A 15,918-nucleotide genomic window follows, 5' to 3' on the forward strand; every position below is an offset into this window, starting at 1 on the left:
CCCAACCGCAAAGCCCATAAGTTTTAGATCGCTGTCGCACGCCACAAGCTCGCGGCAGCGAATATTGCACCGCCCCCCGCGCACTACGATTGCCGAAAGGGGAAAAGGAGCGGATCGGTCGCCTGCATCGGGGATACCGACTGCCGCGACAGGTTGGCCACTCGGTTGAGTAGCTGCCGCCCCGGGGTGGCCAAGGGCAGCGGGTCAGCCGGGACCAGACGAAGGTCGTCAGCGCGTCGGACCATCCCCCACGACACCATCGTCTTGAAGCAGTAGCTCGTCGCCTGGTCGATCGTGGTCCGCTTGCCGTGGAGCTCGAACATCCGCCGGTGGACCTCGCCGGCGGTGCAGCTGCCCTGCAGGCGAAGCAGGCGGCCGAGGTTCTCGGCCACCTGTCGGAAATACGGATAGGCGCAGACGGCGACGGCTTCGAAAGCCGCGACCCGATCGGCGTGGCCGCCGATCGCCAGGACCGCGGCCTCGACTGCGACTTCGCGTCGGGGCGCATCCTGCGGCTGCCACATGCGGTTGAGGATGCCGACCACCTTGCGCTGCACCTGAAGCCCGGAAATGTCGCCAGCCAAGCGCGAACGAAGCGCGTCCTCGGTGGCCTCGCCGCGCACCACCGCGGCCGCGATCTCCATCCAGTCGGCATCGACGAAGCGATCGATGCCGATGCGGGGGGATGCGGTGCTCAAGACTTTTCCTTCCTGGAGATGGTGACGAACGGGACGATGACCTCCTCGAGGGATGTTCCGCCATGGACGACGGCGCGCCGTCCGTCCGGGATGAACGCGCGCCCGTGCGGAGCGAAGAGCGGCTTGTAGGCTTCCGGAAGTCCCCCGGGCTGGAGGATGCGCGTGCCGGGGATCGACGTCGCAGCTTTCTGCCTCAGAGCGTCGCTGTCGTAGATGCGCGCCCGCTCGCCGCGTTCCTCGGCGCTGCTTCCTTCCGACGGACGACCCATGCCGACGACGTCGACGTTGCCGTGGTCGGCCGTGACGTAGATCCGATAACCGGCGTCGAGAAGCGCGGCGACGAGCCGGTCCCATTCGCCGAGGCCGAGCCAGTGCTCGATGCGGCCGACGAGACTGGCTTTCCCGAAGAGCTCGCCGTGCAGCATCTCGTCGATCGTATCGACGACGAGGCCGATCACCTCCGCGCCGTCCGAGACCGGTCCGTCGATGACGGCGTCCGTCGAGCCGGGGTGGCCGAGCCCCTTGGCGTAGTGGATCTGGCCGTCGACGAGACCTTCGTTAAGCCAGAAGCGGCGCCAGGAAGCAGGCTCGGGCGACGTGCTGCCGATGGCCTTCGCGAAGGCCCGTGGCTGATCGCCGGTGAAGATCGCCTGGCGCGATACGCCCGTCACCGTCGGCAGCCAGGCGAAGCATGATTTCGTGTCGATGAGGACGTCGTCGCGGGTGGCGCGGAGCCGCCGCTCGAGGATCATCCATTGGTCGAGGGCGATGCCGTCAACCACGATCAGCGCCTGACGCCGCTCGCCGAGACGCCGGCGATGCGCCATGTGCGGTGCGACCTGATGAACGATCGACGGTGCGGTCGCGAAGCTGTTCGAACTCAGACCGTCGAAGGATGCGGACAGCCACTGGAAGAGCGCGCCGTCGATCGCGGGCGCGATCGCGGCCATCGGATCCGACGTCGTCTCCGCGGATGTCTGGAGCGTCCGCCCCGCGTCGATGATCTCCGCGTGCCGGATGGCGAACCGGAGCCAATCTCCATGGGTCGCATCGTCCGCCGGAATCTCGTGGCTGAGCAGATCGATCCGTTTCCTGGCCAGCGACCTGGCGGCGTCCTGGTCCTCCACCATGCCGATGAGCATCCAGCTCGGGACCGACGCAGGGACCTGCTCGACTTGGGCCGGGGCGATGGTGCCATCGAGCACCATGCTGTCCAGGTTCACCCGGATGCCGGGCAGCGCGAACGGGATGATGTCGGGTGCCGGCTCCTCATCTCGCGAGACGGCTTGCGCGAACCGGTTCCAGTCCCGCTGCACACGATCGACGAAGGCGGCGGGGTCGCCGAGCATCAGCGTCGCATCGACGACGGACATGCCGTCCGGGCGACAGGCTCGCGACGCGACGTGTTCAGCTAGCGGTTTCGGCAGCGGCGAATCGCGGAAGAACAGGTCGAACGCCTGCTCCCACAGGTCGGTCGGCTTCCGCATGAGCCCGGGGACGACCCTATACAGGTTCGTCGCCAGAAAGTCCCTAGTGGCCACGGTGCCCATGACGGGGATGGACGGGCGGTCGGAAAGTATCTGCCACAGGTCGTCGTAGCGCTCCGGTCCGACGGCGCGCACCGCGTTAGCGTCGAGGGCGCCAAATATCTCCGCGATCGAGAGGCTGACGTGACGCGACTGGTCCAGCACATCCCAGGGGACGATGCTGCGGGCATCGCCCCGGACATGCACGATGAACGCGGCGTCTTCCTGAGCCGATGCGATGTCAGTCTCGTAGCGCTGTCGGAACACGAGCGGGTCCCGGTAGCTGATCAACTCGAAGCCGCGTCCCGCAAGGACCCCGGCGACGGTGGGCGCGAGCAGTATTTCGTCCGGGTCGCTCACAGCCCAAAGCCGGCTGAACTCCCGCTGGAACGGCGCGGTCACGTGTTCGGACCAAGCGGTCATGCGGCACCGACTTCCATGATGATCACCGCCTCGAGGCTCGGCAGCGCCATGGCAGCCTCATCGATCTCGCGCATGCGCGCATTGCGCTCCTCCTCGAGCCGCCGCAAGCGCGAGCGCCGCACGTTCTCCAGGCCGACCCTGCCTATCGCGCGTCGCCGGGCATCGAACGCGGCCGACGCCCGCCGGCGCTCCTGTTCGAGCTGCATGACATGCCGATCCCGCATCCCGACGTAGATCGGCTCCGCCTGCGCCTCGGCCAGTCGCTCGATGTCGGGATGGCTGGCGGGGCTGCCGCCAGCGGGGACTGGGTCGTTCGCGACGACGATGTCCCAGATCCGCCGCGCGGTCGGTGCGAACGCACGTCCGTCCTGGACGAACAGCGGCATGTAGCGCTGCTCGTCGGTGCGGCTGGTGCTCATGCGGATACGCCAGAGCGACCATGTGCCGCTAACGCCGTCGGGCAGGGCCGGGAGAGAGAAGCGCGGAACGCCGAGGCCCGGCACCGTCACGGCCACGTCGTCGATGATGGCGCGCACTGCGGCGTCGTCGAGCGTCAGCCAGGTCGCATTCGGGGAATTATCCAGTGATGACGCGTAGAAACAGGCGTGATCGGTCCGCGTGCCGTTCGGCCAGGTCAGCGCCCAGGTGTCGCCGTGCCGGTCCGCGGCGCCGCCGACCTCGGGCAGACCGGACGTGACCGCGCGTTCCACCCAGAAATGGATGGGATGCCGCCGCAGCCGCTGCGCAGCTCCGGCTTCCAGCCCGGCACCGGTGCCCATGACGTCGCGACGCTCCCGCTCCGCCGCGATGCGTGCGCGCAATTCCTCCAGCGTCGCATCCGCCTGTCGCTCGACGGCGTCAGGCGCGAGGATGCCGTCGATGTATAGGCCATCAAATACCGCCTCGGCCTCCACCGAGTCCATGACGTCGGCGGCCTTATCGACGCCGAACTCCTCGGCGATCGCCTCGAGCTTCGCCTCCAGCACCTCGCGCACGCGGTGTTCGACGGTGTCGCCGAGCACGAAGTTGGTCGCGCGGACGGTGTGCTTCTGACCGATCCGGTCGACACGTCCGATCCGCTGCTCGATGCGCATGGGATTCCACGGCATGTCGTAGTTGAACATGACGTGCGCGAACTGGAGGTTCAGGCCTTCGCCGCCGGCGTCGGTCGAGATCAGCACCCGGGATGCGCCAGCGAACGCCTTCTGCGCGGCGACACGCTCCTCGACGGCCATCTGTCCATTCAGGGTGGCGACGTCGAAGCCGCGGTCGCGCAGCTGGGCGGCGAGCATCGCCTGCGTCGGCACGAATTCGGTGAAGATCAGCACCTTCAGGTTCGGATCGTCCTCCTCCAGCTGAATGCGGGAGATGTGCTCGAGCAGCGCCTCGACCTTGGCGTCGGTGCCGCCGAGGGCCGTCTCGGCAAGCCGGAGAAGCGTCGCGACCTCGGCCTTCTCGGACCGCCAGCCGGGCCAGTCGACGAGCTCGTCGATCTGGGACTGGCCGTCCATGTCCGCGATGTCGCCGACGTCCAAGTCGGGAATCAGCGATAGCTGGGCGGGCGCATCCTCCAGCGCCTGGAGCCGGCGCCCGAGCGTCGCGGCGATGGCGGCCGTCGATGACGTAACGAGGCGCTGCATAAGCACCATCAGGAAGCCGATGTGCCGCTGCTTGCTCTTGAGCGCCTGGTTGTAGCCGTGTCTCACATAGTCGGTGACGGCTTCGTATAGCTGCCGCTGGGCATCATGCCGGGAATCCCAGTCGACGGTGACGAGCCTGGTCTGGCGCGGCTTGAACAGCGGCTTGCCGTCGTTGTCGATCGCCAGGCGCTTCTCGGTCCTGACGACGAATGGCGCGACCCGCTCGCGGTCGATGCAGTCCTCGCCGGGGAACGCCTCGCGGTCGAGCAGCTGCATTAGGCGCAGGAACTGTTCGGACTTCCCCGAGTGCGGCGTGGCGGAGAGGAGGAGCAGGTTGGGTGTCGCGTCAGCGAGCGCGGCACCCAGCTTGTATCGCGCCACTTGGTCCGTGCTGCCACCCAGCCGGTGCGCCTCGTCGATCACGACCAGGTCCCAGCCGGCGGTTATCAGGTCCTCGAACCGACGCTGGTTGTAAGCGGTGACGCGCTCTAGCGACCAGCCACGGCGCCGAGCGAGCGGCTTCACGCTGTCGAGGGGGCAGATCACCTGATCGGCGGCGCGCCACACGTTATCGGCGTCTGACCAGCGCGCCACGGCGTTGAAGTCGCCGGGATCGGCGATTCGGAACGTCTCGCCGAAATGGAACTGCATCTCGGCTTGCCACTGCGGCGTCAGCCCCTTCGGCGCCACGACGAGGATACGCTTCGCCAGCCCCCGCAGCTTCAGCTCGCGGATGACCAGACCGGCCTCGATCGTCTTCCCGAGCCCGACCTCGTCGGCGAACAGGTGGCGCACCCGGTCGCCCGCTATGGCACGTTCCAACGCGTATAGCTGGTGCGGCAGAGGGATCACGCTCGATTGCACGGGCGCGAGCATGACCTCGGTCGCGAGCGCTTCCTGCACGCGTGCGGCTGCCGCGCGATGCACGATCGCGCCAGGGGTCGGGGCGTGGGCGTCGATCGTCTCCAGCGCCGCCTCGTCGACCTGCTGCACGGCGCCGGTCGCCGGCGTCCACACGCGGAGCGTGCGCACGCCCCAGCGGTCGAGACGCTCGACGACCTGCACGGCGCCGAGCGCACCGTGCCACAGCCAGTCGCCGCGCTGGGCGACCGCCGCGCCCGACGCGGCGGTGGCGTTCACCGCTCGGCCTCGAGCCGGGTCTCGGCCATGCTGTGCAGCATCATGAGGCGCTCGTCCTCCTGCCACACTTCGTCCGGCACCTTGGCCGACACGTCGATGATGGTGCGATAGTCCTTGGACGCCCAGGCGGCCTTGAACCCGACGCGCATCACTTCGAGGCGGATCTCCTTCATCTTCTTGCCCTTATGGGCCTTATAGGTCTCGAACTCGCGCAGCAGTGCTTTCTCGCGCCGCGCCTCGACGTCCTGCTGCTTGTTCGGATCGGGCACGAACCAACGATTGCGGGCCTTCTCGACGAGTAGAGGATTGCTCTTGTCGAGATTGCGCATTTCCTTCCAATTTGATGAGAGATGCGAGTGAACTTGGGGCGGAACCGGCCCCTCTCCACCGTAGATCAGAAAGTTTTGCTCCAGAAGTTTAGCGAGCTCGGGGCGCTCCTCGTGTTTCCTCCAGCTAATCCCTAATTGCTTCGTAAACTCTGGGAACAATTCCTGGTAAGTGGACGGTCTCTGCTTCAGATACTCCGTAATCCAATCGATCGCGCTCCTCTCATCGTCTACAAAGAGGCTACGGGTTCGAGGGCTTCCGCTCTCGAGTGCGCGCTTATCGTATTCGTCGACCTGAGCAGCTAAGAAATACATCCCGTCACGCTCGGCGAAGCGAGTATCAAGGCCAACTTGAAACTCTGCAAAGGAAAGGGGAACCAGCGTATTATGCTGTATCATCCAGCCAACCATGCGATCAAAGATAACCCGGGGAGAGCGCTCGCCGACAAACTCGAGACCTTCCTTTTTGATCGTAGCAATCGGCAGATACTTTAGGTGCGTTGATACGAAATCCCACACCGAGTCTTCCGTGCCGCCTTTCAGGGCGAAACGCTCTTCGAGGCCGCCATTCGGCTTGTAAGCGGTGATCGCCAAGTCCTTATCTACGGCTGCTGCTTTCGAATCTTGGTGTAGGGTTGTATGGACCTTGTCGAGCAGGGCCACATTGGCGATCACGAACCCCGCGTCTCCAAGAGCGAACTGGATAGCGTTCCAGATCGCATTGGACGAATTATGAAACTCGACAACGATGTATCGTCCTGGCTTGAGCAGTCGGTGACACTCACGAAAGGCCGCGTTCATCAACGAGGTGTATTCACTGACGCCCTTCTCCTGCACCGAGTTGGTAATTGCCTCTTTCTTGTTATTGGTGCGTAGACCAGTCCACCACTCATAAAGCATATTCTGCTCAGAGTAGTTGATGTTTCCCCCGAAAGGAGGATCTGTAAAAATAAAGTCTACGCATGCGTCGGGCAGCTGATGCAGGTCAGTAGAGCTTTGAGTGGTAACGAAGGCGTGGTGCTTGCTCCACTTAGAAGCAACATCAGCCGCAGACTTCGCAACCTGAAGAGCCTTTATTCCGACATTCGCCTCTACCTGCAATGTAGGAATATATAGCGTATTGGAAAGTGGTCCGATCGGAGAACCGTTGGGTCGCCGTTTGTCAACGTAAAATCTATTACGACGTGTCGTGTTATTCTCGATTGTGGTGATTGCGCAGAACATTGCAGCGCGATAATACTCATTAGGCAGGTCCGTGGTGAGCCTATCCATTGCAAGGTAATTGCGCGGCGTAAAGAACTCGTGGACGTGGTCCACCCCCCAATACTTGGGCAAGTTGTTTCGCTCATGGGTCATGTGCGAGTATCGAAGCGGCTCCGGAACTCGCGCAGGCGTCTGTGATAGCGCCGCGTCCGCCGTTCGTGTGTCAAACTCCGAAGCGGTTCTCCTAACAGCGCGGTTGCCCTGCTTCTTGGAGACGGAAACCAGAGTGGTTTTCGCCCGACGCTTCACCTCGCCGGTCCACGGGTCCTTGATAGTCTCGAAACTACGCGCGAGCTTGCGCCCGACGTTTGTCGCGCCACAATGCGGGCAGGGATATTGATCAAGTATTTTCGGCGTATCCCAGTCTATGACAACGTCATAGAGTCGGAAATCTTGGTCGCATTCGCTGCAAAGCCCCCAATCCGACCAGATACCATAATCTATTTGTTCAGAGCTTTGAGGAGAAAACGAGTAGAGTGACTGAATCCGTTCACTAACGATATCTGACAGCACACCCCCGGCGCCCTGGGCAAGCACGGGGTCAATGGGAGCCGCCATGATTGATGCAATGAATGTTGCGGCTGGTGAAAGGTCGACGAGGATTGCCTGGCGAAATCCATGTTCGACGTCTTTGGGATCATCAGCCTGCTTTGTTGCCGCTAGAGACGCAGCAACTCCGGTCATGCCAGTGCCAGCAAAAAGATCGAGGACGATATCTCCTGGCTGCGTATAATAAAGGATATATTTACGAATAGCTTTTGGAGGAACCTTGGTGTGATAAGACGGGACGCTGTATAGAGGGTCATTTTTTCCCTCGATAACATCGTCTGCCAACGGCCCTCTGCTATACGGAACGTATGCGCGATCAGGAGCGGCCTCGTTGATCAAATCGGTGAGAAAGGGGTTGGGGCACGCGGTGTAGTAGGGCGGGTTGGATAACTGGATGATGTCCTCATCGGAGCCTTCCGGGAAGCCATCGAACTGCGAGCGATCGACGTTCTTTAGGAATATGCGAAGCTCCTCGGAAAAGTATTTCCGTCGCTCTTGTTCATTCGCGAACTCGCGTCCGAGGCATGTGACTGCTCCCCCCTGAGGAACGCCGAGCTTTAGGTTTGAATTGGACATCAGACTTCCTCAACGATCACGAAGCGCACCTTAGCCTCGTCGCTTCCCTTCAGTTCGTCCACCAGCAGCTTCTCGAAGCGTTTGCGGATGTCCTCCAGCGTCACCGGCGAGCCGCCGTTGGTTAGCGCCGCGCGCAGGTCCGCGGAGGTGATGACGACCTTCTTGAGGTCGGACAGTGCCTCCTTGATCCCCGTCACGAGCTCGGCATCGAGCGGCTCGGGTAGCTCGCCGCCCGCGGCGAACGCCTTGATGCGGTCGCGCACCTTCTCGTCGACGAGCTGCAACCCCTCGGCCAGCGTGATCGGGTCCTCCAGTTCCGCGCGAAGCCGATCGACCCATCCCTGGACGAGCGCATCCAGTCGGTCGTCCAGGGACGACAGCACGGACGACGCCGGCGCGGTCAGCGACAGCTGCTCCGCCTTCGGCGTGAAGGAGCAGTGCGGACAGGTCGCTCTGTTCGCCAGCTCGCTTTCAACCAGACCGGCGCAGGTCTTGAGGTCGGCGAGCGCGTTGCGGAAGCTGTCGAGTTCGTTGCCTGGCAGGATCGGCACGCGGGCGAGCTGCTCCAGTGTCTTCAGGCGCGGATCCGCCACGAGCGAACCCTTGGTCTTGCTCTCTGCCATACCCAGCCGGGCCTTGGCGTGCAGCGACATGTAATGGGCGATGTAATCCTTCTTCAGCGAGCCGAGCCGGTTGCGGACTGCGGTCATCGCCGGCGGGTCGAGCACCTCGGCGAGCTGGCCGGTGACTTCATGCCTGACCTTGCGCGCCTGCTCGAGCCAGGGATCGCCGTCCCGAAGGACGATCTCGGTCTGCTGGAGGTAGGCCGCGTCCTTTGCCACCGCGTCAATCTGACCGGCGAGTGACGAGATGCGCCGGAAGGCGGAGAAGTCGTCCGACCGGGCCGCCACATCTTCGGCGGTGGTCCGCAGGTTCTTGAGCTTAGCCGGGCTGTTGTATGCCGCCAGCGATTCCGCGAACTTCCTTGCCGCGTCGATGCGCGACCGGCCGTCCTGCACCTGCTCGGGCGAGACGACCATCGATCCCCAGAACGACAGCGATCCTTCCAGGCCGGATGCGATGGTCAGCGTGCTGGCGATGGTTTTCTCGATCGCGTCCTGCAGCGTCCGAACGGCGGCATCGTCGCCCTTGGCCGCCGCCTGAGCCTGGCCCGACGGCAACCCGAACAGTTCGTAGATGTCGCGGAGGACGCCGACGTTGACGTCCTTCGGAGCCTCGATGTGCTTGAACGAAGCTAGTTCCTCGACGAGCGCCGATGAACCGTCATTGATGTTGGACGAGTCGATCTTCCGCCCCGCCACCGAGACGATCACATCGCCCGAATGGGTCAGCGCGGCGAGCACTACGGCGACCAGGTCCGGCTCGAGGCCGAAGCGGCCGGGGACGAAGCTCTCCGCCATCGACGTCGCCTCGAACACCTCGGTGCGGTTGAGCACCTGGCCTGAGCCCTTCGCGCCCAGACGGGTGAGGATCTCCTGCGCGTATGGGGACTGACGGGGATCGAGGCGATCGCCATCCAGCAGCTTCAGCGCCTCGAGGATCATCACCGCGTCCTTCGGTCGCGACGGTCCGGCGAGCGACTTCACGGCGGTCGTGCACAGCGAGCGCCGGTTGGCGTCGGTGACGATCGTGCCGAAGGTCGGATATTCCGGATACGCATCCTCGAAGTGGGGCGCGAGCAGGAAGCCCGCCGAGGCATTGACGTATTCGCGGAAGTTGACCGTCTCGTCGCCCTTGATCCCTGCGCGCTCGCGCACCGAGAAGCCCTTGGCCCACTCGCCCAGCGTCCGCGTCTTCCCCCGATAGGTGACGTTGAACGCGGTGGTCTGCTGGTCGCGCAGCCACTTGCGCATGCCCTTGAGCGCGTCCTCGGCCTTGGCGCGATACACGGCCTTGGCGTTACCGCTGTTCAGGGCTTCCAGCGCCGACGCCGACGAGAAACGCCGCAGGATGGCGGTGAGCGCCTCGTCCTTGCTGGCGAGGCGGAGGAACACCTCGTCCGGCTTCTCCTCGTCCTTGAATTTCGGCGGGTCGTAGGGCTGGACGAAATAGAGGTAGAAATCGCGCGCCGGGTATGCGGTCGGCCGGTCGTTGGGCGAGCCGAAGAACAGATAGCCGTCCCGGTGGACGCGGTGCTCGAACCACTCGAGCGGATACTGCCAGATCTTGTGCCCGGGCAGGTGCGTTGCCTCGTCGGTCCGCTCCATCAGGTGGGCGACTGCCTGATAAAACGCGTTGTCGAGGTCCTCGTCGTCGAGGCTCTCGCCGCGCTTGTCGATCTCGGCGTCGTAATCGACGTCCTTGGCGACATCGAGAAACACCTGGTCGCTGCCGGTTGCACGGGTGATGAACTGCCCGTTCACCGCCTTCAAGATGTCGCCGATGGTCGCGTCGATGAAGGTGAGCAGATCCTGGGCCGGCTCGTCCGAGGGGAACTCGGCTGCCATCGGGTTCATCAGCAGCAGCTGGTCTCTCAGCTCGGCCGAGGTCGGGCCCATCTCGACATGGATGTCCGGCGTGGTCAGGCGCTGGATCGCGAGGCCATCGATGATGCGGTGCGCCGTCGGCCGGCTCAGCGCCTTGGCCTTCGGGAACGCGGTCTCGATCTTCTCCTGCAGCGTCTCTGCGATGCGCACGACGTCGCGGACGCCGGTCTGCGCGCGGAATGCCGGATTGGTGCGGACGTCCGTCCAGAAGCTGTCATAGGTGATGACGCCCGGCTCGTCGGCAGGCACTTCCCGGTCGAGCATCTTCTTCATGGTGCCGGACAGGGTCGAGAGCGCATTGCGGTTCTCGGCGAACTCGATCCGCTCGAAGATGGCGAGATAGTCGGGATGGACGGGGAACAGGCGCACGAACTGCTCGAGGCGGTCGCCCATGTTGCCGTAGAACTTGGCGAACGGCTCGAGGTGCTTGCGGATCGCGTCGCGCTGGTGCTCGTCCTTCCGCAGCAGCCGCTCCGCGACGACGAAGCCGATGTCCTGCCGGTCGATGAGGACCTGCTGGAAGCGGTCCTTGACGCGGCGCAGGCTGTCGGCGGTGGACGCGAAGCGCGCGCTGTCGAAGATCGCCTCCTGCACGCCGCCGACGAAGCGGAACCGGGTGTTCTTGGCGATCTCGCCGATCTCGCGCATGAACGACAGGTCGTGGACGAGCTCGGTGTCCCGGCGCGAGCGGAGATAGTCGAGCATCTCGTCGACGACGACGAGCAGGCCCTGGCCCGGGAACTTCTGCTCGAAAGCGTCCATCATCTCGATGAGCGCGGTCTTGTTGTGGGTTACCTTGTCCTCGGGCGGGAACTTGAACGTGACGCCCCGGGCGGCGAGGAAGCCTTCGAGCTCCTGCACCAGGATGTCGCGCAGGGACATGCGGCTGGAGATCTCGATGCGGAGAACCTGGTATTTGCCGCCGATTGCACCAGCCGCAGCGCGCACCTTGTCGTTGCGCACCTCGGGCACGACGTCCGCATCCTCCGCGATCGTGGAGATGACCGACATCAGGTGCGACTTGCCGGTGCCGTAGTTGCCGACCACGAGGATGCCCTTGTGGTCGACAGCCGGATCGAAGCCCAGCTGAGGGAAGATCACGTCGGCGATGCGGTCGGCCATCGCGTCGGAGATGACGTAGCTCGACACGAGCCGCCGGCCTTCGTCCGCCTTGTTGGCGTCGAGCAGCTGGATGACCGATTCGATCGGCTCGAACTTGACGAGATCGCTGTATTTCATCGGTAGGTGCTTTCGTTTGTCGACGGGTCGAGGATGAGAGCGCGGGACGCATCCTCGTCGAGGCATTCGGGGTGGTCGGGATCGGCGTAGCGGAGGCGGCCGTCTGCGCATCGGCCGGGCCACGACGCGCAAACTGGGCGGCGGCGCGCGACGCGGACGAGCGTATCGACCGCGCTCACGTTGAGCTGGGGGTGCATCAGGATCTGGATGCGGTCGAGGAGCAGGACTGGATCGGACGGCCGCATGCCGGCGATCGCGGTGGATAGGTCCAGACGGGCACCCGCCGCATCGATCAACACCTGGGACAGCTCGATACCCAGGTTGAGCGGCATCGCGGACGTGTCCGCCGAGATTGCCGCCAAGGTGGCGCTGCGGTCAGTCTCGTCGCCGACCAGCAGGATCGGTTTGCCGCTCGCGGCGCCAACGGCGTCGAGCATGCGCCTCGCCTCGGTGGCGGCCATCGCGTGGTCGATCATGGCCTGGTCCCCGCAGGCGAGGTTCGGGAACGAACCTGCTCCTCGAGGTGAGCGAGCGCCTCACGCTTTCGCACGACGATGCCGAGCAGCCGGCTGCCGGTGTCGTCCGGACAGGGTGTCGCCTTGGACAGCCAGTATCGCACCGCGCGATCGGACACGCCGAGGTCGCTCGCGATCGGTGCTTGCCACCGCTCGCCGTAGAGCGCCTCGCCGACGAGGCGCAGCAGGTCCAGGTTACGGTTTTCCCCCATACTTCCGTGGTTCTAGGAAGAAGCGTCATTTTGGCCAACCGCTTTCTTAGGCTTTTTATTACGATGACAGGATGCCGCAGGCGTCGTTATCGTTGCGGCTGCGGTGCTTCGAGGCGCGCCACCGAACCTAGTCATCCGTGACGCCTCGACGTGCAACTCGACTGTGGGGTGCCTGAATTGCCACGTCTCGATCAGGAATAGGGCCGCGGCGCCGGCTGAATGGATGGCGAGTCGTGCGATCCTGGCATCAATGTAACGGGCGTGCCCGCGTTCGCGGCCATGCGCGTCGCCGCCATGCGTGCGAAGGCTGCCGATGCCATGGATGCACGCCGCCAGCCCGCCGAGCGTTGTCCTGACGTCTTCGGCGACTTCGCTTTTGAATTCGCCCTTGGGATCAAGGCCGAGCTGGTCGCGGACTGTGCGGAACAATGTCTGGATGTCGCGCTTGGCAGGCATCTCCACGCCCAGTTCGACGATGATCGACCGGCATACGCTCTCGACGACCGCGCAGGCGGACGTGACCGCGTCCTCGGGATCGGTGTCGGCGTTGGCGAGCGCGCGCTCCAGATCGCGGGTGACGGTATCGAAGTTGATCGGCGTGAGCGCGGCGCTCAGCGCACCGACCACCGGGGCGTTCGACTGGGCATCGACCAGTTCGACCTTGGTGCCGCGGCGCCGGATCGCCAGCTGGTCGAAGGCTAGCCGCTGGTTCAGATACTCGATGACGGCGGCGCCCTTGTCCGGGTCATCTATGAAGTCAGCCGGATTGGCGGCGGCCTCGATGATGGTGCGCAGGATCTGGGTGTCACCCCTCGCGACGACCCCCTCGATCTCGGCAGCGAGGGTCGGGACGCGCGAGCCGCTTCCGATCGCCATCCTGACGCCGCAGGCGCGCATGAACGCGTCGATCTTGGGAGCCGAGCGGTAGATGCCGATCGAGGGCGCGACGCTGTTGCCGCTCCCGCCGGAGATGACCTGGACGAGCGCTTCGACAGACTGTGGTGAAAGAAACGGCTGCATCTTCGGTCGATCTCTTTATGGACGTCGATGCTAACATCGGTGTGGTGCGCAGATTCTCAACTCATCGAGCGCAAACGCCACCACCGGTCTTTTCCTCATGATTGCCGTAGCCGAAGTCGCTCTGGCATCTGAGCAGCGCACTGCGACAGTGCATCGGCTAGCCCCGCCGCCGCTTCGGCCGTGTCCTGGGCCGACGCCTTCCAGCGGGCGATCCCCGGAATGGCCGTGACGTCCGGGCTATAGGAGCAGGCGACACCTGCGTCCGGATCCCGCGCGGCGATGCCGTGGACATCCGGACGGAGAAGGTGGTCGACGAGCAGCAATTCGTGCCGATCGGCCACACCCCGCATGATGCGTCCGGTGATTTGGTCAGCGGAACCCAGACCGCCGCGTTCGCAAGCGAGCGCCGCGCGTAACCGCCGTCGGAGTTCGGCCCGGAAGGCTTCCCGAGATACGTCTTGTGCCGTGCAGGCGGCTTCGCCGGTGGTGCCGGTGGCAATCGCCAATGCCACATCTGCCATGCCGGACCGCAATCTCGATTGCCGACGTGCTTCTGCGGCTTCCGATGCGGCGCGGCGTCGATTGCGTGTCTCCTGCTCCGCGATCAGGTCCGCCTCGATCTCGCGCCGGATGGCGGTCAGCGTCCCGGCAGACATGTCGATCGGCCGTTGAAGGTCCGCCCGTGACAGCCTGCGCGGGCGGGTTCCGTCGGGGATCGGGAGCCGCGAGCCGTATTGGGATGGCGTCCACCACGCTGCTGACGGAACGCTCAGTCCCTCGCGCCGCGCGATCTTTGCCACCTCGCGCCTGGTCAGGCCGAGCAGCGCGAAGCTGACGTCGGCGTCGTCGGCGTCGGTGTCCCAGATCAGGGTCCGGAACGCGGCGACCGTCGGTATGGGCAGCGGCCCTACCGGGCCACGCGTCCAGCGACGACCGGGCCGGCCGGACGTGCCGACCGCGAGCACCGCTGGAATGTGTTCCCGTCGTGGGGATATATCGGTCCGCTACGGTCAGGCCCGCCAAGCCTCGACCATGGTTCGGGGTGCGGGACGACCGCATAGCTGCCCGCGCTCGACCATTCGAAGTGCACCAGCGGGATCGGCATGTCGGCCGGTAGCGACGGGTCGAGGGGGTCACGCGGAGCTTCCAGCCCCTTGCGCATCCGGTGCCAGTGCGACTGGCTGGGCCTGTTGACCGCATACATGTTGCAGAGCCAGCTTGCGTTGGTGTCGAGCGCGGCGGAGACGGTCGTCTCAGGCATCGACCAGATCCAGTCGTGCAGGTCCGCACGCGTCATCCACGAGACCTGCGGCGCGTCGGGATCGAGCAGGATCCGGTTGCCATGCGTCGCGGATCGTCTGATCACCTTCAGTTGGGAGAGCTGCTTTTCCGTTCATACTGCACCATCATCCCGACAGGTTCGCGTCTTCCGTCCGCGTCGCCGCCTGCGCGATCAGCCGCACAGTTTCCGTCCTTCCTGGATGAGGTCGCCGATGTTGATCCGCACCGTGGGTCCGTTCCTGGATCCCGCCACGCGCAGTTCTCCCATCATTCGGCTACCCGCGATAGCGGCGAGCAAGAGTAGCACGAACAGACCGACCATGAATTCTCCCCGTGCTGCTGACTATCGGCTGGCCTTCCACTGACTATCGACGACAACCGGGGTCAGCACCATACTGAAATCCCTGCATCTCATGCTCAGTCCCGACCGTTCGGTGAGATGGCGTCGATGGCAACGACGTCCTTGATGTTCACGGATCCGTTCGCGACGCCCGACACCTTCCGGTCGGTTGCGTCGTCGTCCTCGGCGTCGCAGTGCTGGATGGCGTGCCACTCTCCCAGCGTCGGGACGAAGGCGAGGACGTTGGTGTGGACGCGGTTGTGCCGGAAGCCGACGATGTCGGCGCGCGCGTCGACCTTCATCACCTTGAGCAGGTGCTCGGCGACGAACAGGCCGATCCGCTGCGACACGGCGGTCCGGAACTCCTCCGTCCTGAACGGGCCGCCGAACCCGCCTGCGCCGGCCGGACTGGCGACGGCGAAGTAATAGTCCTTGCAGAGGTAGTATGCGAAATACGGCAGGCCCGAGCGGGACCTGAGCATCACCTCGAAGATCTGCCCCTCGAGGTGGGTCTTCGGCCAAGCGTTCACGGTGTCTCCCGTGAAGAGCACCTTTCCTCCCCGGCTTACCGAGGCGACCTCGACGTCATGGTTCATCACCTTGAACCGGCTGGCCGGCTTCGACCCGAACATTCCGAACATTTGCTCAACCCCTTTCGCCCGC

Annotated in this window: 12 protein-coding genes; all 12 read right to left on the minus strand. The window is 64.5% G+C overall.

Annotated elements, in window-relative coordinates; translation table 11 throughout:
* Positions 1-83: 83 nt before the first annotated feature.
* A complete protein-coding gene (locus HBH26_RS11205) occupies positions 84-698 on the minus strand; it encodes a hypothetical protein (protein WP_168134692.1) in 615 nt (204 codons plus the stop codon).
* Positions 695-2,647, minus strand: coding sequence for a BREX-3 system phosphatase PglZ (gene pglZ, locus HBH26_RS11210; RefSeq protein WP_168134693.1), 1,953 nt, complete (start codon positions 2,645-2,647; stop codon positions 695-697). The genes HBH26_RS11205 and pglZ overlap by 4 nt, the downstream gene beginning before the upstream one ends.
* Complete coding sequence (locus HBH26_RS11215) at positions 2,644-5,427, minus strand: helicase-related protein (RefSeq protein ID WP_168134694.1); 2,784 nt, start codon at positions 5,425-5,427, stop codon at positions 2,644-2,646. The genes pglZ and HBH26_RS11215 overlap by 4 nt, the downstream gene beginning before the upstream one ends.
* Positions 5,424-8,141, minus strand: coding sequence for a DNA methyltransferase (locus HBH26_RS11220; protein WP_168134695.1), 2,718 nt, complete (start codon positions 8,139-8,141; stop codon positions 5,424-5,426). Before HBH26_RS11220 ends, HBH26_RS11215 begins: the two co-directional genes overlap by 4 nt.
* Complete coding sequence (locus HBH26_RS11225) at positions 8,141-11,887, minus strand: DUF6079 family protein (RefSeq protein ID WP_168134696.1); 3,747 nt, start codon at positions 11,885-11,887, stop codon at positions 8,141-8,143. The genes HBH26_RS11220 and HBH26_RS11225 overlap by 1 nt, the downstream gene beginning before the upstream one ends.
* Positions 11,884-12,363, minus strand: coding sequence for a BREX-3 system P-loop-containing protein BrxF (gene brxF, locus HBH26_RS11230; RefSeq protein ID WP_168134697.1), 480 nt, complete (start codon positions 12,361-12,363; stop codon positions 11,884-11,886). Before brxF ends, HBH26_RS11225 begins: the two co-directional genes overlap by 4 nt.
* Positions 12,360-12,614 carry a hypothetical protein gene (locus HBH26_RS11235; protein ID WP_209308503.1) on the minus strand — a complete coding sequence of 85 codons (255 nt, stop codon included), beginning with the start codon at positions 12,612-12,614 and terminating at the stop codon, positions 12,360-12,362. Before HBH26_RS11235 ends, brxF begins: the two co-directional genes overlap by 4 nt.
* Before the next feature lie 12 nt (positions 12,615-12,626).
* The gene (locus HBH26_RS11240) at positions 12,627-13,634 is read right to left on the minus strand and encodes an abortive infection family protein (RefSeq protein ID WP_168134698.1); all 1,008 of its coding nucleotides are present in this window, start codon (positions 13,632-13,634) and stop codon (positions 12,627-12,629) included.
* Between the two features lie 95 nt (positions 13,635-13,729).
* Positions 13,730-14,599, minus strand: coding sequence for a hypothetical protein (locus HBH26_RS11245; protein ID WP_168134707.1), 870 nt, complete (start codon positions 14,597-14,599; stop codon positions 13,730-13,732).
* Positions 14,542-15,000, minus strand: coding sequence for a hypothetical protein (locus tag HBH26_RS11250; protein ID WP_168134709.1), 459 nt, complete (start codon positions 14,998-15,000; stop codon positions 14,542-14,544). Before HBH26_RS11250 ends, HBH26_RS11245 begins: the two co-directional genes overlap by 58 nt.
* A gap of 87 nt (positions 15,001-15,087) precedes the next feature.
* Entirely contained in the window at positions 15,088-15,237 is a 150-nt protein-coding gene (locus HBH26_RS11255) for a hypothetical protein (protein ID WP_168134710.1), read from the minus strand.
* A gap of 95 nt (positions 15,238-15,332) precedes the next feature.
* Entirely contained in the window at positions 15,333-15,896 is a 564-nt protein-coding gene (locus tag HBH26_RS11260) for a hypothetical protein (RefSeq protein ID WP_168134712.1), read from the minus strand.
* Positions 15,897-15,918: the final 22 nt, after the last annotated feature.

The sequence above is a fragment of the Sphingomonas corticis genome, from assembly GCF_012035195.1.
Classification (GTDB): domain Bacteria; phylum Pseudomonadota; class Alphaproteobacteria; order Sphingomonadales; family Sphingomonadaceae; genus Sphingomonas; species Sphingomonas corticis.